Origin of the sequence: Schlesneria paludicola DSM 18645 (assembly GCF_000255655.1) — a bacterium.
GTDB lineage: Bacteria > Planctomycetota > Planctomycetia > Planctomycetales > Planctomycetaceae > Schlesneria > Schlesneria paludicola.
The window spans coordinates 2573095-2599203 of the sequence record NZ_JH636435.1; the positions used below are offsets into that span (position 1 = coordinate 2573095).

Sequence of the window (26109 nt, forward strand, 5' to 3'; positions counted from 1 at the left end):
CGGATCTGCTGATCGTCGACGACATGGGGATGAAGCAGTTACCCAAGCGATCAGGTGAGTACCTGTTCGAGATCATCATGCGGCGACACGAGCTTCGCTCCACGATGATGACCAGCAACAGACCCTTGGACGATTGGGGCCAATTGATCGGCGACGTTCCCAGCGCAACTGCCATCTTGGATCGCTTCCTGCATCGAGCGGAAGTCGTGCAAATCACCGGCAAGAGTTATCGTTTAGAGAAATCGAAAAAAAGTTCAAACGATACCAAAGCGCCCACCGGGTCCAAAGCCGAAGAATAGAAGGGCAAACAGTACCATTAAAGACATCAACCGATAAATGGTACCGTTTGAAGTGCAAACGAGTGGTACTGTTTCAAGCGCCAATTGACAAGCACGCAAGAAACAGCGTCACCATGCCGACTTTGCGCTTCCACCCCCTCAAGAATTCCCACACAGCGATCTCCAGCCCTAAAGGTCACTTAGCAGCCCGTTGACGTAACGAGAACTGCCTCCGATCCGATGAAAAACCGCCATGACATCGTAAATGCCAAGATGCCTGCCCCCCGTACTTCAACAGACTATTAGACAACGCGTCTTGAGTTTGGCAGACGCCACGAGAAGGGGCAATAGCCGTGACATCGTTGGATTTGGCGTCCGTCGCCACCTGCCCAAATGTTAATCGGGTGTCGCATGGCGTCGCCGACACCAGATGCCGAGGATTCTTCCCCGCGGCTTTGTCGAAGCAGCCACGCCGCGTTTTTCCATCAATGATGCTTGCCGAGTTCCTGTCCGATGTCGTCCAGGCACTGACTGATGCTGGCGGGGTGACCCACGTCGCATATAATGCCATTCAACGACTTTTAGTATCTCGCACACCCACGCGTACCGCTGCGCGAGCGAGATGTCGCCTATGGATTCACGAACCTGTCTTGACCGCTGGCGTGAGCTGCGCCACACAACTAGCTGACATCTCGCCTGGTTCAAATGTGCAGCGTCTTGTGGCTGCCCCACCCCGCGACAGGCGAATCATGACAAGCGTTCCTTTATCAGCAGAATCATTTCAATCACACTGAGCAAAAGAAAACACTTCTTGAATCGAATTTCAATCGATACGATGAAGCTGCTGTGCTCCATGGTACACCTCTACCGAATCCAATCTTTGCCTTCCCCCGTGATTACAAATTCGTGGATCGGGGCTGTGAACTCATTCCACATCTGGTCTCGCATAAAGACGATCCCTCCAAGATCGTGAATGTCATCCCAGATAATCAGCATCCGATCCAGTGGCTTCTTTACGATTTCCCGAAATGCAGCGAGCCGACTTGCCAACATAGATCGAACATTGTCAGGTACACGATTTGCTATCGACGTGTCCGGAAATGCAAACATTCCTTCTGATTGATTGATATCAAACCATCCAGATAAAAGCGTATCCAGCAATGAATTATCAACAAATTGGCGAGCATGTGCCAAAACAGCAGCACAATAGAGTGCTGTTGCCGCCACCTGTGCCCATAGCCTTATAAACCGCTTCCGAAACTGGGAAGCGTCCTCACCAACTGAGTAATCAATTCCGAAGCGGATACCCAATACCGCGAGACGCACACGTCGCACAAGTTCGCCCACTTTTCTTGCTGTCCAAGCGTCACCATCCTCGTCAGGAGACGTTTCCATTCGTTCCTTCGCCATCTTTGCTTTGTATGTAACTTCATCAGCAATCGTAGCGATTCTTCGCATATGGTAGTGCACCTGAGTCATATGAAACAGTCGCCACAGCAGGATCATACGCGGCCCCTGAACCAACCGGGATAAAGACCTGGTGAGGTAGCCAGAAGCTGTCTGCAGCTTTGCCTGGGACCTTCTGACCATCTTTTCACCATAATCCCACCCTTTGCGGTAGAGCCACGCGACTTCATGGTCGCTACCAGCAAGGCCGACTTCAGCACAACACAAATCCGAAATTGCCAGTAGTGCAGAATTTTCGATTCCGATTCCATGCTTTGCGTACGCAAGATCTCGATAGGCGGCCGTGAGATGCTCGCGGGACCTTCTCATCAGACTGGCAGCCTTTTCGAATGATGTCGCGATTTCAGTCCCGTTCAATGCATTGTCAATCCTCGCGAGCTCAACTTCGATTCTCGCACTACTTGACAATAGTTTTGCGATGAACAAATTCGTTCGGCCTAGTTGAATCTGAAAAAGAGATCGATAAGGAATAAACAGCCCACGATCCGCCGTCGGCTCGAGCAGCGGATTTCGCATATTATCTCCTATTGTTCTGTTCTCCTCTCTCGCTTCTTCGATCGCTGAAACGAGATGCATGATTACTTCATTCAAGCTGGCGATGCGTTTTTCGTTCGCGCGCACTTCATCTTGATCTCTATTCCTCACTTCCAACAAACGGCTTTGATCGATGTTTAATTGAAGCACAGGCAGTCCAAAAGATGAAAATGATCCATCAGTCACAAAAAAAGGCGCGAGCGCTGCTTCCGCTTCCAAGTAGAATGCACGCAATCTCGCTTCGGATCCCTGCCCCCAAAGCCGCTTATTCCGACGCAACTTCATGGCCTGTGCCGTGATCGTCGTGCTCAACTGCTTAAACTTATGCTCACCTCGAGTTCCCGGAATCGTGTCTCCTCGACAGTTACAGGCCCATAGCCGCGCAACCGATCGATTTAGTTCCCAGTGGCGTGCATCACTTTTACTTTGGTCTAACCCAGAAAACAGCCATTCGTGATCGACAATCTTCAGGTAACTTGCATGAGCATACATGCCACGGAATAGCGTGTTTTTGATGGCATCGACAAGGCCTCGGCGAATCTGAGTCACTTCATTCTTTGATTCAGCAATTTGAAGATTCTTTTTTGCAATAACGCTGCGCTTGTCGCGCGCTGTAAATAAACCTTTAACCAGGCCCGCGTGCAATGCACTGGTCCTATCATTCGCATTGCGTTTCTCTAGGGGAATGGAAGACTCACCCAAATTGTAATCGAGTAGATTTTCGCACCATGTCACGACCTGCTCGGGTGGTAGCGCTTGCCTGATATAGGATTCACTTCGTACCCAAGTTTCCGTCAGTCCCTGAACGCATCTTCCGCGAATCGCCCGCACCGAGCGTTGAACAGTCGACTGTAGCTTCGGGCCATATTGCACACTCCGTGCAACATCCGCGATGGAGGCGAAGAATTCTTTCCAGTCTGATCCATCAGCGTAAAAGGCAAGTATTCCAGTAGGTTCGGATTTACATCCTGCAGCATGATCGTCGACGTTGCAATCTGCGAATAGCGGATGGATCGTATGAGCGGCGGTCACAGTGGAAGCGAATTGAGGATCAAATGACATCGCCTGTAATTGTGCCAGGTAGCGCAATGTTGACATTCGATGATAAACGTATTCCATGAAAAAAAAGGGATCTCGAGATGGAAGAAACTGGTTTAAGTAATAATTGCGAGCAATTCGATCATGGATGATCGCCGCCATTACGATTTGGAGGAAGGCACGGGGGTGCTCATCTCGTTTTGACAGCTGCCCTTCTGTCGTGAATCGGGTGTTGAAGTCGTAAATCCAATCGCGTGCGGGCCTGTCTAACCATAGACCATCTTCTTTCGTCCACGACATCCAATGAGGACATTTCGAAGCATCTTTAAGACGTAAAGTGATCTGAGTGACGTGGCCGTTGGGCTTGGACACATCGGCCGATGCATAACTCGCTTGTCGGAATATGTCACTCACTAAATGTTTGATGCCCAATTTCGTACGCGTACGTCGATGAAAGGCGAGTACCGCCGTTACCATGACCGCGACGGTAAGCCCCTGGGTTGGTGATATGCCGCTCTTTGCGGACTCGATCTCTGATGCAACAGCGTCATTCTCAGACCGGCCAACGAGACTAAAATCGCGGAGAGCAGCTGGTGAGTAGAATGGTGCCTTGAGCTCTTCCATGGTCACGACTTGTTCCTTTTCGGTCGCTTCACAGAGACTACGGTCCGAATCAAGCTTCGGCACATGGAGGAGCACCTTAGGGATGCGTCTCGACCGATTCAGCCAGTCATTGAGGGAGTGTTGAAGACCTTTTTGAGAAGCACGCTCTAAGTCCTCGCGGCAATGTCGCCCATATGCCATTTCGTGGGCAAGTACGACAAAAGAATCGCCCAGAGTCCAATCACCGGATACTTTGCGAGTAATGTGCAAGAGAAACTCGATCAGCAGGCGAAACCTTGCTCTGTCTTTCGGCGAGAACTCGCGCGTGACTCCGTGATGAGTCGTCGGCCTAAAGGGAAATGCATCAATGCCGGAAATGCAAAGTGCATATCGACTTCGACGAAGCGCGTTTACAACTCGATCGGCAGCGCTGATTGCATACGAACAGGAATCATTTCCACTATCTTGTTCAGAAATGCCGCCGGAAGTGACAAATGGCGGCAGAGCCGTGTCGCCCCTCCTGATCTGATCCACAATCTCGGCAGCCACTTGTTCTAACGTATGATGCTCCTCCAAGTCGACATGAACGATCGTATAACCTTGTGGCACTTCGGCAAGTGCGTATAGGAAGTCCCTGCTGGTCGACGGAAAGTCCTTAGCGACAGCGCGGGGAATGGCAGAAAAGATTGTTATCGGGCGTTTATGAACTTCGTACTGCGACTTGCCATTCTGACCGCTCTGCGGGATTGTGGGCCGATCGATGTGAGCGACGTAAGGAGCGGTTGAATTCGGCAATCTTTCTGTTAGTTCTTCGAAGAGCCGTTGAAAGGAGCGCCCAAGGTCATAAGTTGCATAGTGGGAAAGTCTTCTGCGGTCACGTAGACTTGCCGGCACATCGTCACGCTTCGAGTGATGCATCCAAACGGCCGTCGCATCAGAGACGTCATTCATCACATCACTGACTAGGTCAACGAGGCGCCTGTCACTTCCACTGCATCCGATCACCAGTAAAAGCGGATTCTCGCCGATGAGTTGCAGAAACTGCTGTTTGTACCGATCAGAAACGCGATAGTCGACTCGTTCATCGACAAGGATATTATGAGTGCTTCCATGCATCTTGATCACAGATACAGAATCGTCAAGATGATGCCGCGAAGGCAATTCGGTACCGTGCTCCATTGCAAAAACACGATGAGACACGTTCTCGCGAGCGAGTGCGGTTTCAATGAAGGGATCGAAATTGAACGTGAAGAGAGCGCGTATGCGAAGCAAGTGTGATAGATGAGCCAACATTGTATGTGTCGAGCCCGGTGCCCGGTTGCGAGCGAGACGAGAGAACAGCGCATCAACAAGCTCCGGATGATACCACGTAACATGGCGAAGCAGCGGCTTCCAGTCGCCAACGACCTGATAGCGGAAGCTTTGTATGTCCGAGGGTTCCTGTAACGACTCCAGGAGCTTTGCCCGAAGCGACGATGAAATGCGATTTGCCTTGAATGCGGACTCGATCGCTGTCGCCGTGTTTCGAATGGAGTTGCTCAGATACCGATCAAGATGCCAGTAACCACCGGGGTTGATCTTTTGCGCCAGCGCGTCAAGTGCGTGACTCAGCGCCGCATCCATCAAACCGCGTGAGCCACGCCGAGGATCGATTTCCCATTCCTTTCTTGGCGATGCCTTTGCATCCATTTCGCCAATGCGTGCTCGCAGATCTGCATTGAGCTGAAATCGATCCGGCCACCCAAAAATGGAAATGAATTCATCTGGGCGTTCAGCAAATAGCTTCACTTGTGTCCGAAACAAAGACTCGGACGCGGACGGCGGAAGATAGAGCTTGTGCGTCAGATAGCAACTTAACTTTGCAATGTAGCGAACAATCGAAGCAAGCGGTGGAAATCCAGAGTCAGCTGACGCGCCCGCTCCAATAATTGGAACAATGGGGCGTCCATTCCTCCAGGCGATCTTAATGACATTAAAGAAGTCTTCGTCGTCGATGCGCATGAGTTGCTAGCCATCAATAAGTGTAAGTCACATGCATGAAAACAGATGCGACGAAACGAATCTCGCAACTGTGCCGCAAACACGTCGCGCAAGAAAATGAACAAACATACACATCGTGTTAAAAACATACCCTCAAACCGCATCAAAAACAACTCAACACTGCACGCATGTTCCATAAATCCACAACTCGCTTGATACACATCACCACGAGCACGCCCGAGCCTCTGAGAACGGGGAATGAACAAGATGTCAGGAACCTTTGTTATTCGGTGACGTGCATGCCGACGTTGTCGCATCTCGCCTTCTTCGACCAATCCACCCTCAAGATCATGGATGCCGCCGGGATCTTCCAGCTTCCGTAAGGAATGTTTCCGATCGTGCTTGTGGTCTTTGACTCCGCCGGGTGTGCCGCTGGACGCGTTCGTCACGTTTGCCATGGCTGTTACCGCGCCCCACATCCTGCGCCACCGGGCTCCCGACCACGCGCCAAGCGAAAGCGTAGGGTGAACCGCAGCCCTCAATCACGCTCGGTGTGAGGTGAGTTTCCTCGCTTTGGGGAGCGCTCTCGTTCCTTTTTTCGAACATCGTCGACTTTCCAGCAGTGTTCTGGGTGATTTTTTAAGCCAGACATCAGGAAAGGAGCCGGCGGCAATTCTGCAGCAATACGAATCACTTGAGACCGAGAAAGCAACTCGACGAATCACACGCGATAGCCTTATAAGCCATTGACGCCATTTGTGCTTAGCAAGCGAGCCTTGTCGCTCGCCAGCCCTCATAGCAGCCTGTTGAAATCAGGGGGCAGGCACCTTGGCGTTGACAATGTCATGGCGTTTTAAGCTCGCCAGGGCCAGACCCATCACTTCAACAGACTGTTAGGCAGTGGATTCGTGTTTCTGATACCCTCGAGTTGAAAATGCACAATAATACGCTACCCTCAAGGCGACTGAATCATTTACAACCACGCAAGATTAAGAAGACAGCCATGCATCAAAAACACACACCAAGACGTCGGGGAGTCACGATCGTCGAAGTGTTGGTCGTGATTGGGATCATCGCACTTCTGGTCGCGCTGATCCTGCCTGCGGTTCAATCATCAAGGTCGGCCGCAAGAAAGGTTAGCTGCAGCAACAACCTGCGGCAGATTGGGCTCGCTCTTCAGAACTATCACGATCAGTTCAGCGTCTTTCCGCCGGCGGCGGTTTGGGCGGGGCCGCCGGGTGAGCCATTGGCGCGCAATCGAATTCCCATTGGAGTCATCGATCGAATCGCGCTTGGACTGACATCCAGGGATGCTGATCGTCTTCATGCGAATTGGTTGATCATGCTGCTGCCTTCATTGGGGGAATCAGCGGTGTGGAACTCATTCAACTCAAATCTGCTCGTTGCAGACACGGCAAACGCAGCCGTTTGCTCGACTCCCATTGCGATCCTTAAGTGTCCTGACGATCCTTTCAATTCGACGCCGTATTCTCGCGGTCAGTTCATGGGGGCGGAGAAAACTTATGCTCGGGGCAACTATGCGATGAATATGGGACCGGGGCGGTACTGCATCCACGAAATGGATCCGAAATGTGTTGATGGATTTCACGTGGATGATCCTGATTTGGCAAACAAAAACTCAGTGCTGTGGGGCAGTGGGGCAGGGGGGGTCAACAAATCATTCAGCCTTAAGGATTGTACGGGCGGGGCCTCGAACTTCGTCCTCGTGGACGAGATTCGCGCTGGAGTGGCGCCAACGGACTCTCGCGGTTCATGGGCGCTCGGCTTCATTGGGTCGAGCCTCACAGCTCGCCACGGCTTGTTGAGCGAAGGAGACAACGGACCGAACAACCAAAACCCCGAGGTCGAGCAAATCGTCGGATGCAGAAAAACAATCGCAGCTCTCGGTGCGGACAAACTCGAAAAGCTGCGAATGCCCTGCCGACTCCAGGGCCAACCGGGTGATCCCGAGATGAATGGTCAGGCCACCTCACGCAGCATGCATCCAGCGGGTGTGAATGTTCTCGCGGCGGACGGATCAGTCCATTTTGTTGCGGATACAGTCAACCCGGATGTTTGGTTCTATATGCACAATCGTGAACCCGCCAAGGGGTTTAGTGCCGGATTCTGAAGAGTGTGTGGTAAGAATTTCACAGCCCGAAGAGAGGGGGACAGGCACATTGGCGCTGACGATGTCATGGCGTTTTTTAAGCTGGCCGGAGCCAGCCCCCGTTACTTCAACAGACTGCTAGGTTAAGCCTTCCCTTGATCGCGGGAAAATGAGCCAGTCCCCGGCCTGTGAACGGTTGCGTGTTTGCTCGACGAGTGATTCCTGATCCGCGCAGCGAAACGACTGTCTAACACCAAGATGCGGTCTCCCAAAACATGTTCCGGCTTTGCATCCCCGATCGAGTCGCCATCTTCGTTGGAATTTTTAGCACGATCCTGTGCGCGGTAAGTTACAGCCAGTTTGCAATTGCCAAGCCCAAGTCAACAAGCAGCTCACGTGAATCTTCCGAACACGCCGAATGGACTAAGGGGTTTCAGAACAGGACCTACATCGATTCCGAAGGAGTGGCGCATCGTTACATGATGTTCGTCCCTTATCGCCGACTTCCCAACGAACGACTGCCACTGCTCATCTACTTGAATGGATTCGGTGCGAATGGCAGTGATGGAATCTTGCCGCTTAAGGACGGAGTGGCGCCAATCATTTGGGAATCACGACATCGTTTTCCGTTTGTGGTGATTTGGCCGCAATGCAAGAAGGGCGATGTTTGGAGTAGCGAGTCGCAATCAACCAAACTTGCCATGTTGATTGCCACTGAAGTCGAAAACGAGTTTCGTACCGATCCCGATCGAGTATTTCTGAGTGGCATATCGACTGGCGGTCGTGGGGCATGGACAATCGCAGCCGCTCATCCAGATCGCATCGCGGCGGCAATTCCGATTTCAGCACACGTCAGCGATGCGGACGTTTTGAGAATCTCCGAATCAGAACTGCCAATTTGGAGCTATGCCGTTGATCTCGACGGGAATCAAATTGCCGAATCCAATTCGACGGCTCACTTCGGTTTTCTAAAACATGGCCAAAGTCCGTTCTACACAGAGCTGGGCATCAAAGAAGTGTTTTCGAAATGGGTCCACAATGGCTGGGATTTTGCCTATCGGAATGGAGGCCTGTATCGTTGGCTGGCCAACCAGACTCGTAGCCGTCGAGCGGTGAGAAGCTTACCGTTTGAACTTCTTGAACCCTCCGCATTCCCATCGAGAGTCAGTTCATCGCAAGATCAAGGCTTGTCGTTCAAATCGGCAGAACAAAAGGTCGATGCACCGTCTGACTCGGTCATTCGAAATCCAACAACTCTTAGCGAAGTATCGATTCGAGGTGTCAAAGAGGTCCATCTGGAATTCTTGCCTCAAGCGGGAACAAAGCGATTTGGCATCGGATTATTGGGCCGACGAACGGGAGACGCCCCAGAAGCGGGAGACGTTATTGACCTGGCAATCGACGATTTGAGTTCGAGTGGTGCGTATTCCTGGCCCAGTTCCCGCTGTCTTCAGTCCGCATCGCCGTTTGCTGAGCGGGCAATTTGTGTCGGCGCGTGGAACGATCTTCGAATTTCATTTGATTCAGAGCATATTTCGGTTGATCTGAACGGTTGGAATCTGGTTCGTCACGTTCCGTTGTCGACCCCTGACGCGAACATCGGATTTGTGGCTGTTGGGGATCCGGGCACGAGTGTGCAGATCCGAAATGTCCGCATTCGGCGAGACCCTGCGGCGGAAAGCACCACGAATCGTGAGGCCACGGCTGCCGAACCCACCTCGACAGCCGTGAATCAATTCGAAACCGTTGACATGGCATCGATCGGCACCGCCTGGAAAAAACGCGAGGCCGCATTCGCAAATATCGAAGTGACTTGGGACGAAGGCGATGAGTGCCGTTTTGCATCGGAGTTATTTCGCCCCGGCCTCACCGACCAACCACAAAATCCAAGCCAAACGGTAAGCCGACTAAGCTTGTCACCAGAGGCATTGCGTTACTCGACAGTTTGGCCATATGGACTCATGAATCTTTGGCGCAAATGTCGCGTCGAATGCCTATCCAGCTCAGACGAGTTTAAGCAAGCTTTGGCGACAAAGTTTGAAATTCCCGACGAGCATCCATTCGGCACTTTGCGATGGAATGTCCACTGCACCATCGACCAGCGCACGGATGTCGTACTGACCGACAATGATCGAGGACTGGGTGCAGTCCAATTCAGTGGTATCGACATTTGGAATGACCGGCCGGGTGACTTGGACGAAGTTTCTTGGCATGCTCCCGCCTTGGCCTTGCATCCCCTCTCGGCGCGCGGCATCCATTGCCAGTTGGATCAATGTCAGCTGATTTCCACGAGTGCTCAGGTGGCGGGTTGTCAAACGATCGTGATTGAGGAAACAACGCGTTCAAACGCAAGCTCATTCAATCGGCGATTCTGGTTAGACCCGCTTCGCGAGTTTGTGATTCTGAGGGCGACCACGACGGTTGTTGGCGAGTTCCGCTCGCAAGTTGATATCGAATACCTTCAAGACAAACATCAGCACTGGATCCCCAAGTCGTGGAAATTGATTGCCAGACCTGACGACCCCGCTCCCGCTGTGCAAGAACGGTTTCCGGGCGACGAATTGGTGTTTGAAATCGGTTCCGCAAAGAATGTGGAATGCATTGTCGACGGATTGCAGCAAGACTCCCCTCTACCAAGCAAGATTCCTGTTGGTGCAATCGTGTTTGATCAGGCGACAAACGAATGGGCGCGGCAAACTGCCGCTGACCAACAAAAACCGTTAACCCCTTATGAAGTGAAAGTGCTTGTGCTCGGCAAGCAACTCCATCAACGCGTTTCGTTGTTCAGTCAATATTCGTGGCGTTTTTACGTCGGTGCTGCTGCAACTTTGACGCTTCTCTTTCGGCTCGTGTTCATTGCAAGAACGCTCGCCAAGAAGAAGGCTTTGTCGTCGTCCGAAGGCTGCTGACTCGCGGAGAGTTCCCCTAGTTTGACAGCAGGTTCGAAAGAAAGAATTTCGCAACAAGCGAGCTTACGATGTCAAAAGGTGTTATCGATTCGAATGCGGCAGAAGTCCCGGATGCGTGTTGGATTTATCAAACCTCAACCGGGAACGTCGGCCCGATCACAACTGAGCAATTCATGGAGGCCGTTCAGGCGGGAGTTGTCTCGCCAAGTACCCTCGTTCGATTGAAGAATTCTATGGCGTGGATGAAGGCGTCCGAAATTGAAGGACTCGAATTCACAAGCCGTCCATCGACGGACAAGAACTCTTCGACAACGTTGGATCGTTCGGCAAAAAAGAATTCTCTTGCGCCCGCGAATAACGAAATGTTGAAATTATTCGCAGAATGCGTCGATCGCCAACAATCGAAGACGCCCAAGCCCGCAAAAGGAGCCGTTCGACCGCAACCTATCCGGCGTCGCAGCCTTATTGGCGATTCGCTCGTCCCTCTTTTGCAATCGATCATCTCGTACCCGATGGACGTTGCGACCGGAGTCGCGGAGAATGCCTGGCCATTTGCCGCTCGTGCCCTCCGTTCATGGATCGTCTGGTCGTCGGTTGCGACGCTCATCGTGATCTTCGCCATCCCCAAGCTGCCGATTACCTGGACGACTCAAAAGCACGTCTATTCCACGTTGGCACAAATTGTGGCGGAATTAGAAGAATTTCGACTGAAGAACCCCACGGCCCATGACTGGGATAGGTTTGAGCAGAGGTCAAACTTTCAGGTCACAGAGCTGTTGCCAATGTTGCAAAGGAACGCAAAGATCGACGACCCCGTGTCGATGTCTTTATTGTGGCTTGCGCGGGATTATATTCCAGTTGCGATTCGGGACCGCGCGGGGAAATCCGCGGAAACGGACGATAAGATCAGCACGCTGTTGGCAAGTGTCAAAGTGAAACTCGAGAAGCCGGCCCGGTCCAGGCCGCCGGTTGACTACTGGACGATGGGAATTGTCGCTTTTGATCTTGTGTTGGCCTGTGCGGCAATTGCTTTTTTCTCAAAGCACTGGTGGTCCGCGGGATTCGCTCGACATTGAGCCATGTGGGCCATTCAATGTTGGCGATTGCCACGCCCATGACGGTATCAGTCTGGTCCACCGCGAGGTTGATCGCGATGTCTTGTCGGCACCCCCCAGAGAAATCAAAGGCACCAGGCGGATTGCCCCGTGTTTTGAATCGAGGCAACGGATGTCAGGAGATTTCTACAAGCCTGAGGACGATGCCACGTATGGGACAATTCTTGCAGAAGGGCTCGAGTCGCATGATGCCACGCTCATTTGCGTTCAACGGATGCTCCATCAATGGCACCTTGTCCTGCGACCCAGCCTCGATGGAGAGCTGAGTCGTTCATGCGCCGCATGACACCGACCCACGCCATGCGCTATCCGGCTCACGCCCCCGTTACTTCAACGGCTGTTAGGCGGCCTTTGGTCTTGATCGCATTTGCAGCCAGCGTTTCACGACTTTCATCGGGGAGACGTAGAGGACTCCGAGGAGGTGGACGCTGGTGGCGATCGTCAAGACGTTGGCTCGTGGATACGTGCAGATGTAGCGGCTGTCGAGGTTGGGTCGGAACCGTGTCTTGAATTGCCAGAGGCCGGCGACGTCGAACAAACATTGAAGTCGTGCGATGCCGAACTTTAATAGCCCCTGTATCAGGCGGCTTGATTGACGGTCGTGGGTGCCACAATTGTGGCCTGGAAGCAAGCAGAGTGAGACCTGGTCGACTCCCTCTGCGCGTAGTGTGTCGATCGCCTGTAACATCGTGAAAGGAACGGCTCCTCGGACCGAGTCCGCGCGATGGCGATACATTTCGAACGCCCAGCCGCGTCCGTCGTCATACGGATTTGCCACGACGAAGGCCTCGATTCGTCCCTGTTCAGATCGAGTGATAAAAATTCGCTTTCGGTCCAGGTGAGCGAAGTCGAGCTGTCCTTCGAAGAAGCGCATCGTGCAGGCTTGCGGCTTGTCCTGAATCGACTCCAATTCCACGATGCGAAGTTCGTTTTGCGTGCGGAGTTGATCGAGAACATTGGTCGGTGTCGGAAACCATTCTTCCGTCACGAGACCGGCTCGCTGACAGAAGTTTTTTTGTCGCCGTAGCCACTCGAACGCACCGCCAGTCGGAGCCCACGTCGACAAGTTGAGGATGGCATCTTCGCCCCATTTGGTGACGTGCATTCCAAATCGCCGGAACAGGTCAAGATCCTCATCCGTGATATTGAAGAACGCGGCCGAGTTGTAGTTCCTTTTGACCATGCGCAAGAATTCGCCCAACAGTCGCGGCCGATCATCAGGGGCAGCCAACAGGCCTCCACCGACTTTCACGTGCCCCAAAACGACCGTGTACGAGACGGCGCCCCTGCGATCGGAAGAAAAAAAGAACTTCCGGTCGGCTTCGCAGGCGAGATACGAATCGTACGTTTGCCCATGCTCGAACGCGAATTTTTCGGCAAGTTCGCGTTCGTTGATGGGCCTTTGAAATGTACGAACTCGGTGGTGGCCGGAACCGTGGAGGTGTGGCCGATGAGTTTGTGTCTGCATTTTATTCACGAACGAGATGAAGGTGGCGTAATCCTCATACGTTTCGGTTCCAGTTCGTCGAATTGTGATGCATGCAGACGCTGCTTCTGTCGATTTCACCAACGCGCGTGCAGCCGTCTGACCGATCGGAATAACTGATAAAATAGGACGAAAGCCGCGTACAGACTTTTGTACGTGATCTCTGTTTTCGCAGTGAATCCGGAGAAAGCCCTCAAGATCGCGAGGGGAGAATTCCGTAACAGAAGAGAGCCCTGCGCGATGATTGAAGACAGGGGACAGGCACCTTGGCATTCTCGATGTCATGGCGTTTTTTAATCTGGTCGGAGCGCAACCGTTCACAGCCCGAAGAGAGGGGGACAGGCACATTTTCCCGGTTCAATTGGAATTCATAGTGCATCAACTAGGGTGAGCTTTCCCTTTACCGTGGGAAAATGAGCCAGTCCCCGGTCTGTGAACGGTTCCGGTCGGAGCCAGCCCCCGTTACTTCAACAGGCTGTTGAACACAAGTTGCATCAGAACGTCACTCGCAAAGCCGGCATGACACAATCCGGCAAGCACGACCGTGAATTCGAAAAGTGAGCGGTGACAACGCACGAGGCAGCGCCATCCCAGCGACAAGGAAGTGCAGATGTACGACGAAAATGGTGTTTCGGCATTAGCGGTACGTACATCCGCTCTAGGATTCAGTGCACAGCATTTGAGCGAACAGGTTTGGCTTTCGGCAAACGAAATCGACGCAGAGGCCTGGGAACAGGTCCGTTTGCCGTCTGACTCGTCGCTTGATCGACGACTGCTGCAGGCGACCGAAACCAGCCTGGGACCGACCTGCCAGTTTCGGTATGTCCTTTATCGCGATTCGGTTGGCGAACCGGCAGCAATTGCCGTTCTTTGCACATTTGAGGTGGATATCGGCGTCCTGACCGATGATCCGTGGGCTCGCTGGATTCTGGATCGCCTTCGTCACATTTCACGCAAGCTCGTGACGTTCCGGATTCACTTCTGTGGACTGCCACTCTCGGGATGCGAAAGTGCCTTGCGCTTTGCGGAGGGGGCGGATACCACGGCCGTCTTAAAACGGCTCGATCAAACGATGCGACGGGTGGCACGAGAAGATCGCGTGAAAATCATTGTTCTGAAGGAGTTCACCGACGCAGAGCTCACACAGCTCAAGCTACTGGAAGCATTGGGCTATCGCCGTGCAGACAGTTTGCCCACGAATCTGATTCATCCGAACAGCGGCTCGTTCGAAGGTTTCCTGCATGAGCTCGGCTGGAAACGGCGAGGCAAGATCAACGTCTCGCGGAAGAAGTTCACGGCGAACGGGCTGCGGTTGGTGACCACGTCTGACTATTCGACGATCGAGCGATTGTACACGCCAGAAACACATCAGATGTACGAGTTCGTCTTCCAGCGATCGGCAACGAAATTTGAGCATCTGACCAGAGAGTTCTTTCTGGAGATGGCCCGTCAGCTAGGGGACTCGTGCGAATTCACCTTTGCGATGGAAGGGGATCGCGTTCGTGGATTTGTCATGTCGCTCTGGTTCGGAAGGGAATATCGATCGCTTTACATCGGGTACGACGAATCGATCAACGAGAAATCGCACGTCTATTTCAATTTATTGTTCCAGGCCGTCGCAAACGGAACGCAACATCAAGCATCGACAATTGATCTTGGCCAGAATTCGGACTACGTCAAACACGTGAAGCTGGGCGCCGTTCAGGCGCGACGTTCGATGTACGTCATGGCCGTCAAACCGATCGCCAAATGGGTGATCACGAACTTTTTTGATCAGCTCTTCCCCGCGCATCCGTTTTTTGGCGAAGCGAACACGACAAACGGCACGTCCGAATTTCTCGCACCGGAAACGGCCGCCACAAGCGGATCAGCTGGCGGATTGTCCTAGCAGCCTGTCGAAGGAAGGGGGACAGGCACCTTGGCGTTGACGAGGTCATGGCGTTTTTAAGCGGGCCGGAGCCAGTCCCCGTAATTTCAACAGGCTGCTAAGCTCAGCCTTCCCTTGACCGCGGGAAAATGAGTCTGTCCCCGGGCTGTGAACGGTTACGTTTCGTGGAGCTCGATTCTTGTCGGCAATGTCAGCTTGATTTTCGAGAATCGAATTGTGAGTCTTGTTCGACGGATCAGCAACGTCTTGACGATGTGAGACCGGTCAAGTGAGCACACTCAACAGGTGCCAACCAGCGATGGATTCAATGCCAAAGGAACGTGATGCTTGCGAGCCGCGGCCAGTCACTCTCGTATTGGAGACGCGATCGTATGAGTTCGATGCGAGCGAGACGACACACACTATCAACGATGATCGGCAGTTGCCTTGCGGTCGGTTTGTTGCAGATCGCATTCGTCCCACAGCTAGAAATTCTCGCGGATGATGACACGACGACGGCGCTCGTCCCGCGTGTTCTCGACGAAGCTCCGCTCGGTTGGGCAAAGCTGAAAGAGGCCGTCTCCGCCGTCGAAGGACGGGCGACAATCAAAGAGACCTCTATTGATGGAAAGGGCGAGGCTCGCATCCGACAGATTGACTTCAAGATGAACCAGTCGTCCTTCGTGTTTATCGACACGACAAAAACACCAATCGAGCAAACAAGTCCCTCGAGCGCCGGTGGCCGCAATTTGAAGTACTCGTTTTCACTGTCGCGCAAAGCCGAGAACGAAAAGTGGAATCTCTTGCAAGTTGGCACAGAAGAACCGAGCAACCCTTATGCTCTCGCTCGGGAAGTGGGCTTTTTGCGGTATCTCGAGGCACCATGGACCATTGTCGGCCAGGATTTGTCCGCGGCACTGGCCAGCGGCAAATGCCAGTTACGCCGTGCTCAAGAAACCGAGGGAGGGCGTGTTACGATCGCGTTCGACATGGCATTCCCGCTTGAGAATCAACCTCCAGGTGCTGGCAATCGCTCGCCGAGTGTTACAGTCAAAGGCGGTCGCGCGCTCCTCAATCCTGCGTCGTGTTGGAGGATCGAAGAATATGATCTGGTGGCGAATGTTGAGCTCGGCAAGACTTCGGCGTTCGAATTTCAATCGGCCGGAACATTTCAGTACGGCAGTCTCGGGGCCGAAGACCTACCCGTCATCAAACACGTGACATATCGACGTGCTTCGCTGGATGGAAAAGACGGCACGGTGTCTGAGTGCGAAATCGACAATCTCAAAGTTCGTGACATTCCGCAGAGCGAACTGTTACTCACCGCGTTCGGGCTTCCGGAAGTGACTCATACGGAAGCCCCGAATCCACCGAGCACGGCCGGCGGCATCAAGGTCAACGAGGCGAACGTCCGCGGTGGGTTTCCGTGGCTTCTCGTCGGAAATCTCGTGGTCTTGGTGAGTGTCGTTGCAATTTTCTTCGCGAGACGAGTTGCGATCAACAAGATCAAAAATGCCAGGACTCGCTGATTTCGACTTTTCGAATTGAGGGCCTGTGGTGGTGGTGAGCGAAATCCCGTTTGTGCCTGGTGTAGAAAGCCCAGGAGGGGAATTTAACGCTAAGGCGCGAAGGCGCCAGGACGCAAAGGAAGACCACGGGGAAATCTATCGATTGACTTGGACTTGATTGGAAAGATTGCGGCGACGGAACTCTGACAGTGTGATGATGTGAGTGGACAATTTTCCTATCGACAATTTGCGGTCTGGGTCTCATCCACTCAATTGTGAATGTTGTCCCTTGTGCAGAGCCGGTTCCCGTTTTTTCAACAGGATTTTCATCACGCCGTCATGAAAGCTTAAGCTCGACTTGGACCGTAAGAGGTGGGCCAACGGGGACTATTCGGCTGGCAATGAACGAAAGTCGAACGTCGCTGCGGGCAGAGAAGCGGAGCCTTGCTCCAGTCGCAGCTTCAGGCGTTCGGTCACGACTTGCATTTGCGATTCCGCCAGGCGATGGCGATGTTGGGGTTGATCGGACACCTGAGCTTTGGCGATCGTCGACAATGTGCGCACGCCCGCCAATGTTTGGTTGCCAGAGTTCGTCAGACGATGACACAACGTGCATTGAGCCGCGTATGTGGCGTGTTTGGCGGAGCCGTATTCGGGAAAAATCGCTTGGTTTTCGTCAGCGATGAATCGATAGCTCGGCGTTCCAGTTGAAAAGGTTTGCTGCCGATCGACTAAGTACAACCAGAGATTGGATCCATCCCGGGTCGTCGTCTGTGACACATCCACCGCTTCATCTGCGCCAAAGACCGTACGGAAGCGGATTTCGTCGATGAAGGGGGTTGCAACGGGTTCCAGTTCCGCAGTCATTCCGATCAGGGAAAGAACCATAGCGGTTTCGATCCGCTGGGGCGGTCGCTTTTCCGGATGTTTGGACGCGACAGACTGAGTCTCCATCCAGGCAGGCAGGTCGGTGCCTGGGGGCAGCCTGAGGAACACTCGCGAACTTCGCATCGATTGCGGCGAGACAAACAGCTTGGTGGAACGGCGGGACAACTCGACCCAGCCATCCTTTCCCGCGAGAATGTCTGCGGCGGAAAAATAGGGGGTTGCAGCCGAAGTGGATTCATTGGCTGTCGCGAATTGAGCGTGGCCCTCATTCCATCCCGTCGGGAGCGCCCGAAGAACGCTCGCAGGCTGCGCGGTTTTTTGGATCAGCTTGGCGAGCGCATGGAGCACTTCTGGCGGCGTGTCGGCCTGCTGTTCCAGACGCCACCAGACACTCAGCAGATCCCACTGCAGCATCAGACGATTGAGAGGAGACAAACCGGATTCCGACGGCGCCCACGGCATCGCGAGCAGTTCATTCGCCACGGCCAGCAATGACGCGGTTCGATCCGTCGGCCACGTTAACACCGGCGAAACACGAACATCCCCTCCGAACAGTTTACGATCCGCCGCGGTGCCCGCCCGCTTGCGGAAGTACCACGGCTTGGTCGCATCCGTTTTCGCTTCGACTTCACGGGGAAGCGCACCATTGATTTCTTCTGGAACCAGATCCGCCATGAACAGGAGCTGATGGAGCCGGTTCAGGGGGTGTTCCGGGCTTTCATGGTAAGCTGCCAACGGGAGGTCGGAAGTAGGAAGTCCAGCATCCTGGTGCCCGACGGGAAATCGCACCGCGACCGGTGCGTCGACGGCGATCCCTTGTGCCGCAAAGCAAAAAATGCCGAGAAGGCATCCCCAGACAATCCCTCGAACCATGAAGAAATCCCTGTGTTACTCATTGTTTCGGATGAGATCAGAACTCGCCGACAACTTCGCTGTTTTGAGCGGTCAGCAAGCCGATGATGACATCCAGACTGATGTTTTCGTTCACGCTACGGACTGATCCGTCCCCCATACCAACATTTGCCAGCCCTGTATGAAAGCTGTAGATCGAAATATTATTCGTATGGTTGATGGTGCGTGTGCCGCCGGTGTAGTCGGCAGCGGCATAGGCCGTCGCAGTCGCCTTGTAGGCACGAACCAGGGAACAATTCGTACGAGCCCAGGAGCGTAAGCTGATGTAAAGGCTTCCGGTGGCCTCACCAGACCCCGGTTCTTTGACCCCTCTGCGATAGACATAGGGAGCTCCCGCCTGCTCAAAAAACATGATCGTATTGGAGAGCCCGTCGGTGATATCGCGCGACTGGCGTCCGCGGCTCCCGAGCGCTGCTGTTCCGGAAAAGAAGCCTGTCTGAGCCGATGCCGTGGTGTCGGGTTTGGGAACGGTCGTCACGACCGGCGCGGTCCACATGCGAGTCGTTTCCGGACCATAGCTGCCCGCGTAATCTGACATTGCCGCAGGCCAGCCCGTTGTAAACCGAACGTCAAGCCGCGGACCTCCCGGCACGGACGGGCAGATATGGAAGGGAAGCTGAAACTGGACGGCGTCCTTATTCGCCGCATCCGTCGAGTTGGATTTGTAGTCGTAGATGTTGGCCAAAGGGTTCTGATCGACGAATGGAAGTAATTGCGCACTCCAGGAATGAAAGGTCGTCGAAATCGTACTCGGGAATGCTCCATACTGTTCATGATGGTTGTGCATCGCCAGGCCAAGTTGTTTCAAATTGTTCTTGCATTGCATGCGCCGTGCCGCCTCTCGAGCCTGCTGTACGGCCGGCAAGAGCAGGGCGATGAGAACCGCAATAATGGCGATGACAACGAGTAGTTCGATCAGGGTAAACCCCGCCCGAACTCGGGCCGAGGAGCGCTTGGTGACGCGCTGCATATTACGAATCCTCAATGCAAACAGAGGGGCGTGCGTCAAACCATGCAGATTGACCGCGCGCTCACAACACCTCCTTGCGATAGAGCACAGGAGATGGAGCGACAATTTCAGAATCGGAAGGCTGTTGGCTCCGCAAAGAAAGCGGTGGCCAGCCTACTGAGACTCAGTCTCACTCCGTCTGGAGTCAGAGATTTTAGCAGTGAGTCCAACTCAATCAAGTCAATTTCGTAAGTATTTACCGAAACCCAAACAGATGAACAACTTGTATTAACTTCACGCAGCAAATTATGCGTCAAAACGGCACTCCAGCAGGGTAGGGCATCTCTGTTGCAAAGAGACTCCTATGTGTGCTGGAATTGGCATCGGACGCGCCAGTGCCTTCGCCATCGCCACGTATTGATGAAGGCGTCGCGAACGTTGATGTCTCTGAGACAAGGGTGAGACGGTATTGCTCTACGGGATGGTGAGACATCAATGAAAAGTACCCGCACGAAATGGGTTGGTCTCGTTCAGGTCGAACAAGACGATGGAATCGAAATTCTGGGAATCGGTCGCGCGGCTTTCGTTACCACGATTGCTTGGTGCGCTAGCGAACTCATGTTCCGATCAGTTGTCGAAACCGCGCTTGCAGCGACAGGTCTGCGGCTGGTGGACGTCGAGGAGGTTGAAACGTGTGAAACACGTCTTCGAGAAAATTCAGTGCCTGACGCATTCATCGCGGCCATGAGCGAGGTCGGTGCGGAGAATCCAGTAGTATTTCTCGACTTCCGCACGTATCCGCTCAACGAATAGACCTCGAGGAACAACTTGCGAGGGAAGGGGTGAAAACGAAACTGCTCATCGGCGGGTGATGTGACTAAAAATGATCGAGTTGGAGTTGAGGCCGCATTGGCTAACAGCCTGTTGAAGTAAGGCGGGCAGGCATCTTGGCGTTGACGATGTCATGGCGTTTTTTAAGCTGGCCGGAGCCAGTCCCCGTGACTTCAACAGACGGCTAGCTGAGCGAGAATGGAATCGTGCGGGAATACCTCAATCCGTGGCGTCGAAAGGTCGGAATCGCGACGCTGGCGCTGGCGTGCGTGTTTGCGGCAGGATGGGTCAAAGCCATGCGAACCCGCGACGTGTTTAATATTCCGCTCGGCAACAACAACGCCGTCACCGTCGCATCAGGAATTCGTTCAATCGCATGCCGGTTTGGATGGAGCGGTGACAACCCTTGGGAGGAATGCGAATGGTCGGCTTGGGACACAGCAAGACTCAACGATGAAGAGCGCACTTCAGAAGATCTCTTTGAGCGCCCACTCCCAACGGGCGAGGGGGACATTGTTGATTGGTATCTGATTGGATGCGGATTGGGCATCGGCAAATCCAGTTCAATGGACCCGTACCATCGCCGATGCTTCTATTTCATCGCCCCTTACTCGTTAATCGTCATTCCAATTACGCTGCTCTCGGCATGTCTGCTTTTCACTCGGAAAGTGGAAAGGGAGACAGGCCTGCCCCATCCTTTTTTAATGCCCGGCGAGCAGATTGAGGTTATTGCGTAACGCGGCGCGATTTGGAGCAACCTCCACGAATCGAACGAACATTGGATCGAAATTCTGTGGAAATCCTCAATCGATCTGATCTTCCCTGGACAGCAGAGATTTGGGACATATGACATGCCCTCAAGCGGATGGGTCGGGATGTGTCTCGGCAAAGCCCCCGCCGTAGTTGAATAGCGGACGTGTTGATGTCGAATTGAACGTGCTCATGTTGTCGGTTGTGAATCGAATCTCGCGAAAACGACGAAATGCCGTGTTCAGCCCCTGGCTGATTGCGTCTCTGTTCGTTCACGCGCTGATTATCCCTGTGCTGCTGTTGATGAATAGCGGGACGCCATATGGAACGCACGTCTTTGGCTCAAGCGGCGACGAGGGATTGTCCCTTACCTGGATTCCGGGGAATTCGTCGGGGCGTCAGGGGTCCATCGATACGGTGATTCCTGGTGACGAGGACCTGGGAGCCATCGAGCCTGCGATGGCGACGACGTCATCGGCTTCGACGGTTCAGTCGACCACCAAGCTCGTCGTCGAGAATGAACCTCAGACGGTCTTTAACGGCCAGGAAGAGACTTCACTGCCGTTGCTGGTGGATGGGAGCGGGACAAGACGTCCTGAGCAGAGCTCTGCCGATTCGCCTCAAGAGGCCAATCAGGAGCTCGAGTCTTCGGACCAAGACAATCACGGATCTGCGACATCGCCCCCACCAGCGGCCCATGTTCGTGGAAAGGGCTCGGGGAAGGGCGAGGACGTCGATGGAGAAGGGGTCGTCGGCGGGAACGATTCGCCCGGGTCTGGCGGAAATCGAGTCGAGTTTTTCGGGATTCAAGCGCGAGGGAAACGTGTCGTCTATCTGATTGATGCCTCGGACAGCATGCGTCAGCATCGCGCCATCGATCTCGCACGCGAGGAACTGTGGCGCAGTCTGAGCGAGCTGAAATCGACGTCCCAGTTTCAAATCGTGTTCTTCGATTTGAAATGCCACACCTTCTCGATCGCCGGAAATCAGAATCGACTGGTGACTGCGACGTCGCCGCATTTACGGCTGGCCAAACAGTTCATGGTCGGCATTCGTCCCGATTCGGGGACCGATCGCCTGCTGGCCATCACGCATGCACTCGGGTTTGATCCCGAGATCCTGTTCGTGCTGACGGACGTAGATGCGCCGGAACTGAATGCTCAAGACCTGTCGAAGATTCGGCGCAGCAACAAACGACAGGCCGAGATCCATGCCGTGGAATTTGGACTCGGCCCGGATTTGTCTCGAGATTCGTTTCTAAAAAAGCTCGCTCGTCAGAACCGAGGAACACACCGGTACGTCGATCTGAAGAGTCCGCGTCCCTGATGTGGGGCGTTGCCAAGCGGGAGCTTGGCAACGAGGAAATCTGAGAAGCGTTACCAAGCAGAGCTTGGTAACGAGAGGATCAACGAGAGAAACGAAAGCACGAGAGAATCAGGGGAAAGACGGAGGGACAAATGCTCAGCCTGCGATGAAGGCTTCGATCGCGTCCAAGCCGGCTTTCAGTTGTTCGAGGCCAGTTGCAAACGACAGGCGGACATAGCCCGGGGCACCGAAGGCGTCGCCCGTCACCAGTGCGACGTGTGCCTTTTCGAGCAGCGCCGTACAGAATTCGCTGGCGTCGGCGACCTTTGTTCCGCCGGCCAACGGACGACCGAAGCAAGAGCTAACGTTGAAAAATGCGTAGAACGCACCACCAGGTTCGGCGAAAGTGATCCCAAACCGTGACTTCCAGGGCCGCATCCGTTCCATGACATAGTCACGGCGCTTCTCAAATTCGACGCGCATCGCCTCGACGCTGTCCTGGGGTCCATTCAAGGCTTCAACCGCGGCATACTGGCTGATGCTGCAGGGGTTGGAGGTCTCTTGGCTCTGTAGATTGTCCATCGCCTTGATGACATCGACGGGACCAATCGTCCAACCGATTCGCCAACCGGTCATTGCATACGCTTTGCTGACGCCGCTGACAATGATTGTTCGCTCGGCAACATCAGGCCCGAAACTCGCAAAGCTGCGAAACTCGGCGCCGGGATAAATCAGCTTCTCGTAGATCTCGTCCGACAAGACGAGGATGTCTTTCTCAACCGCAATTCTGGCCAGAGCTTCCAGCAGAGCGACGGGATAGGCGCAGCCGGTTGGATTCGACGGATTGTTGAGCATCAGCAGCCGTGTCTTCGGAGTGATCGCAGCCTTGAACTGCTCGGCTGACATGCAGAATCCGCTGGCTTCGGTGGTATCGATGATCACGGGAGTCGCGCCAGCGAGTTCGACGAGTGCGCTATAGCTGACCCAATACGGTGCGGGGATGATGACCTCATCACCTGGCCCGCACAGCGATGACAGGACGTTGTGAATTGAGTGCTTTGCGCCGCAGGAAATCAGCACCTGAGCCGGCTTGAACTGCAGGCCGTAATCACGTTGATACGCGGCGCAGACCGCTTGCTTCAGTTCGACGATTCCGCCCGATGCCGTGTAATGCGTATGTCCCGCGTTCATCGCAGCCGTTGCCGCGAGACGAACGTTCTCGGGAGTAATGAAGTCAGGCTCACCCAAGGTGAAGTCGAGAACATTGATCCCTTTTGCTTTCAGCTCCTTCGCTTTCGCAGCCGCGGCCAGTGTCGCGGAGGGCTTCAACTTCTGAAGAGCAGGTGACAAACGAATCGAAGACATAAATCAGACTTCCGCAGACGGACTGAATCGAACGAGCGACGAAAACCGCGCCCGATTGTTCTGGGCTGGCGCAGGGGCGTCAAGGCTGCGAATCACTCGGAAGGGCGATTCCGAGGTCCTACCTGCACGAAAAGACACTTTTTTTACATTTCTGACGAATAACCGTTGAAATTTGCCAAATCGTTAAGGCTTCTCATGCCGATGAAATCTGTGCCGAACGCAAACCTGAACTTGCTGAAGCCGATGGGTTTCTTGAGCGAATCATGTGACCGTCAGGATTCACGTCCTACCAACAGTGAGTGTCGCGAAAAATGAGCGTGTCGATTCAGGTTGAGCGATGGTCGAGTTGCGGAGAGCACAGTTTGGACAAAGCATTGTGCTTCAACAGATTCCGCTTGACGCATTTGACCAAGACGCCTACGATCCGCGGCGTTCGGTCAGTAGAAGTATTCAAGGACGAATTAACGCTCTACTCGTAGAGTGTCGCGATTTCGAGTTGTCTCTCTGACTTGGGTGCCAAAGAGCGACAACAAGTTTCCCGAACTGGCGCCCGACGTTCTTCTCTAAAGGAGCCACGGATATGGCCACGAAGAAAGCTGCCCCAAAGACCGCCGCCGCGAAGACCGCTAAGCCAGCCAAGTCGGCCAAGGCCAAGCCAGCCGCCAAGTCTCCAAAGGCCAAGCCCGCTGCCAAGAAGTAAACTTCCTGGCTGATTTGCTACAACAATCCCAACAAGCCGGAACATTGTTCCGGCTTGTTGTGCTTTACGGGTTTGGCGTCGGCGGCGCGAATTATCTTGCTCACCATCAGTGCCTTGGGCCGCGGTTTTTGACATCATCTTCTGCACCCCTGATCCGCGTTCACCGTGATGAAGGTTGATTGCAGATGTCGCAGAACTCGCCTGCCGCGCGTCCACAAAGCCTCGACGAATCGACACCGAGGTCACTCGCCGACCAATTCGCACGCGATGCGCCTCAGTCTGATCCCTCGAGCGCGAAGTATGTCACGGAACTGGTCGCGAGCCTCTTGCGATCCGCCAGTCAGGCTGGGGCCAGCGACATCCATTTCAGCGTTGGAGAATCGGAACTCCAGGTCCTTTGGCGAATTGATGGCGTGCTGCAGCCCATCGCCGCGTACTCACGATCACTCACACCGAACATTGTGGCGCGCCTGAAGGTCATGGCCGAATTGCTGACGTACCGGACCGACATTCCGCAGGAAGGACGCCTTAGAGAATCCACGTCTGACGTCGAAATGAGACTCAGTACGTTTCCGACGCTCTACGGTGAGAAAGCGGTTGTCAGGCTGTTCGCCAGTTCCGGCCGATTTCAGCTTCCGCAGGAGTTGGGACTGCCCGAGGAGCTGCTCGAAGAACTGCTGGGGTTGCTGCACGAAACCCGTGGTGCGATCTTAATCACGGGTCCCGCGGGCAGTGGAAAAACGACCACGGCGTACGCCTGCTTGCGCGAACTGCAGCGTGAATTCGGCGTGGGAAAGAGTCTGGTCACGCTCGAAGATCCGATTGAAACCGTTCTTGGCGGAGTGTCTCAGTCACCCGTCAATCGCACGGCAGGCTTCGACTATGCGACAGGATTGCGGTCCCTGATGCGGCAAGACCCCGACGTGATTCTGGTCGGCGAAATTCGTGATCGCGAAACGGCGGAAACGGTTTTTCAGGCCTGCCTGACGGGGCATCTGGTGCTCTCGACCTACCACGCGGGAAACGCGGTCGAGGCAGTCAGTCGCCTGGGCGACATGGGAATTGAACCTTATCTGCTGCGAACGGGGCTGCGCGCCATTCTCTGTCAACGACTGCTGCGTCGGTTGTGCGACTGTGCCGCGTGGACTACTGAGGAAACGGCCAAACTGGGATTCAACGTCGCGCGTGTGCGAATCCCACAGGGCTGCGATCAGTGTGCCGGAACGGGCTATCGCGGCCGATTTGTGATCGCTGAACTGCTGCGTCCTGATAGCTCGATCGTGGGGCGCGCCATTCTGGATCATCGCGAAGCCGATGAAATTCAACGGCTGGCGATGCAACAGGGTTATCAGACCGTTGGCCTGCGAGCCGTGGCCGCCATCACAGCGGGAACGACTAGTCCCGTGGAAGTGCGCCGAGTCCTCGGATTACGCCGTGACCCCGAAACCACGAAATCGGCTCGTTCCGATGGATAAAATCGAACTCACAATGCGCCCGTGTGGCACACCATCACG

The 26109-nt window shown here is 54.1% G+C and carries 15 protein-coding genes; 10 read left to right on the forward strand and 5 right to left on the reverse strand.

The window, feature by feature from the left end; genetic code table 11:
• A partial coding sequence (locus OSO_RS45575; protein ID WP_010586455.1) for an ATP-binding protein occupies positions 1-299 on the forward strand: 299 nt, incomplete at its 5' end.
• A gap of 843 nt (positions 300-1142) precedes the next feature.
• Here the strand turns inward: OSO_RS45575 and OSO_RS0128890 are convergent.
• Positions 1143-5921 (reverse strand): SIR2 family protein, encoded by a 4779-nt coding sequence (locus tag OSO_RS0128890; protein WP_010586456.1) that lies wholly within the window; start codon positions 5919-5921, stop codon positions 1143-1145.
• A 982-nt stretch (positions 5922-6903) separates the two neighbouring features.
• Between OSO_RS0128890 and OSO_RS0128900 the strand changes: the two genes are divergently transcribed.
• The 3 genes from OSO_RS0128900 to OSO_RS0128910 all read left to right on the forward strand — a co-directional run bounded on the left by OSO_RS0128900 (position 6904) and on the right by OSO_RS0128910 (position 11995).
• Positions 6904-8031, forward strand: a complete 1128-nt coding sequence (locus OSO_RS0128900) for a DUF1559 domain-containing protein (protein WP_010586458.1) — start codon at positions 6904-6906, stop codon at positions 8029-8031.
• A 254-nt stretch (positions 8032-8285) separates the two neighbouring features.
• On the forward strand, positions 8286-10919 hold the full coding sequence (locus OSO_RS48735) for an alpha/beta hydrolase-fold protein (RefSeq protein WP_010586459.1): 2634 nt from the start codon (positions 8286-8288) through the stop codon (positions 10917-10919).
• 68 nt (positions 10920-10987) lie between these two features.
• Positions 10988-11995: a DUF4339 domain-containing protein gene (locus OSO_RS0128910; RefSeq protein ID WP_010586460.1), complete on the forward strand. Its 1008-nt coding sequence runs from the start codon at positions 10988-10990 to the stop codon at positions 11993-11995.
• Between the two features lie 379 nt (positions 11996-12374).
• Here the strand turns inward: OSO_RS0128910 and OSO_RS48740 are convergent, their stop codons facing one another.
• Positions 12375-13502: a phosphatidylglycerol lysyltransferase domain-containing protein gene (locus OSO_RS48740; RefSeq protein WP_157605511.1), complete on the reverse strand. Its 1128-nt coding sequence runs from the start codon at positions 13500-13502 to the stop codon at positions 12375-12377.
• 628 nt (positions 13503-14130) lie between these two features.
• Between OSO_RS48740 and OSO_RS0128930 the strand changes: the two genes are divergently transcribed.
• Positions 14131-15408 (forward strand): GNAT family N-acetyltransferase, encoded by a 1278-nt coding sequence (locus tag OSO_RS0128930; protein ID WP_010586462.1) that lies wholly within the window; start codon positions 14131-14133, stop codon positions 15406-15408.
• Positions 15409-15779: 371 nt separating this feature from the next.
• Positions 15780-16916 carry a hypothetical protein gene (locus tag OSO_RS0128940; RefSeq protein ID WP_010586463.1) on the forward strand — a complete coding sequence of 379 codons (1137 nt, stop codon included), beginning with the start codon at positions 15780-15782 and terminating at the stop codon, positions 16914-16916.
• A gap of 366 nt (positions 16917-17282) precedes the next feature.
• Here the strand turns inward: OSO_RS0128940 and OSO_RS0128945 are convergent, their stop codons facing one another.
• Together OSO_RS0128945 and OSO_RS0128950 are read right to left on the reverse strand one after the other, a co-directional pair.
• A complete protein-coding gene (locus OSO_RS0128945; protein ID WP_010586464.1) occupies positions 17283-18656 on the reverse strand; it encodes a hypothetical protein in 1374 nt (457 codons plus the stop codon).
• Between the two features lie 37 nt (positions 18657-18693).
• Positions 18694-19665: a DUF1559 domain-containing protein gene (locus OSO_RS0128950; RefSeq protein ID WP_010586465.1), complete on the reverse strand. Its 972-nt coding sequence runs from the start codon at positions 19663-19665 to the stop codon at positions 18694-18696.
• A 474-nt stretch (positions 19666-20139) separates the two neighbouring features.
• Between OSO_RS0128950 and OSO_RS0128955 the strand changes: the two genes are divergently transcribed.
• The 3 genes from OSO_RS0128955 (at position 20140) to OSO_RS0128965 (ending at position 22551) form a co-directional block, all read left to right on the forward strand.
• Positions 20140-20457, forward strand: a complete 318-nt coding sequence (locus OSO_RS0128955; RefSeq protein WP_010586466.1) for a hypothetical protein — start codon at positions 20140-20142, stop codon at positions 20455-20457.
• Positions 20458-20771: 314 nt separating this feature from the next.
• Complete coding sequence (locus OSO_RS0128960; RefSeq protein WP_157605512.1) at positions 20772-21212, forward strand: hypothetical protein; 441 nt, start codon at positions 20772-20774, stop codon at positions 21210-21212.
• Between the two features lie 205 nt (positions 21213-21417).
• On the forward strand, positions 21418-22551 hold the full coding sequence (locus OSO_RS0128965) for a VWA domain-containing protein (protein ID WP_010586468.1): 1134 nt from the start codon (positions 21418-21420) through the stop codon (positions 22549-22551).
• 135 nt (positions 22552-22686) lie between these two features.
• On the opposite strand, the gene OSO_RS0128970 is transcribed toward OSO_RS0128965, so the two are convergent.
• A complete protein-coding gene (locus OSO_RS0128970; RefSeq protein ID WP_010586469.1) occupies positions 22687-23895 on the reverse strand; it encodes a pyridoxal phosphate-dependent aminotransferase in 1209 nt (402 codons plus the stop codon).
• 885 nt (positions 23896-24780) lie between these two features.
• Between OSO_RS0128970 and OSO_RS0128985 the strand changes: the two genes are divergently transcribed.
• Entirely contained in the window at positions 24781-26070 is a 1290-nt protein-coding gene (locus OSO_RS0128985; protein WP_010586471.1) for a GspE/PulE family protein, read from the forward strand.
• The last annotated feature ends 39 nt before the right edge of the window (positions 26071-26109 follow it).

Excerpts from the sequence above, each read along its gene's own strand:
- OSO_RS0128890 (WP_010586456.1), bottom strand. The coding sequence starts at position 5,921 with ATGCGCATCGACGACGAAGACTTCTTTAATGTCATTAAGATCGCCTGG.
- OSO_RS0128900 (WP_010586458.1), top strand. The coding sequence starts at position 6,904 with ATGCATCAAAAACACACACCAAGACGTCGGGGAGTCACGATCGTCGAA.
- OSO_RS48735 (WP_010586459.1), top strand. The coding sequence starts at position 8,286 with ATGTTCCGGCTTTGCATCCCCGATCGAGTCGCCATCTTCGTTGGAATT.
- OSO_RS0128910 (WP_010586460.1), top strand. The coding sequence starts at position 10,988 with ATGTCAAAAGGTGTTATCGATTCGAATGCGGCAGAAGTCCCGGATGCG.
- OSO_RS48740 (WP_157605511.1), bottom strand. The coding sequence starts at position 13,502 with ATGCAGACACAAACTCATCGGCCACACCTCCACGGTTCCGGCCACCAC.
- OSO_RS0128930 (WP_010586462.1), top strand. The coding sequence starts at position 14,131 with ATGTACGACGAAAATGGTGTTTCGGCATTAGCGGTACGTACATCCGCT.
- OSO_RS0128940 (WP_010586463.1), top strand. The coding sequence starts at position 15,780 with ATGAGTTCGATGCGAGCGAGACGACACACACTATCAACGATGATCGGC.
- OSO_RS0128945 (WP_010586464.1), bottom strand. The coding sequence starts at position 18,656 with ATGGTTCGAGGGATTGTCTGGGGATGCCTTCTCGGCATTTTTTGCTTT.
- OSO_RS0128950 (WP_010586465.1), bottom strand. The coding sequence starts at position 19,665 with ATGCAGCGCGTCACCAAGCGCTCCTCGGCCCGAGTTCGGGCGGGGTTT.
- OSO_RS0128955 (WP_010586466.1), top strand. The coding sequence starts at position 20,140 with ATGAAAAGTACCCGCACGAAATGGGTTGGTCTCGTTCAGGTCGAACAA.
- OSO_RS0128960 (WP_157605512.1), top strand. The coding sequence starts at position 20,772 with ATGCGAACCCGCGACGTGTTTAATATTCCGCTCGGCAACAACAACGCC.
- OSO_RS0128965 (WP_010586468.1), top strand. The coding sequence starts at position 21,418 with ATGTTGTCGGTTGTGAATCGAATCTCGCGAAAACGACGAAATGCCGTG.
- OSO_RS0128970 (WP_010586469.1), bottom strand. The coding sequence starts at position 23,895 with ATGTCTTCGATTCGTTTGTCACCTGCTCTTCAGAAGTTGAAGCCCTCC.
- OSO_RS0128985 (WP_010586471.1), top strand. The coding sequence starts at position 24,781 with ATGTCGCAGAACTCGCCTGCCGCGCGTCCACAAAGCCTCGACGAATCG.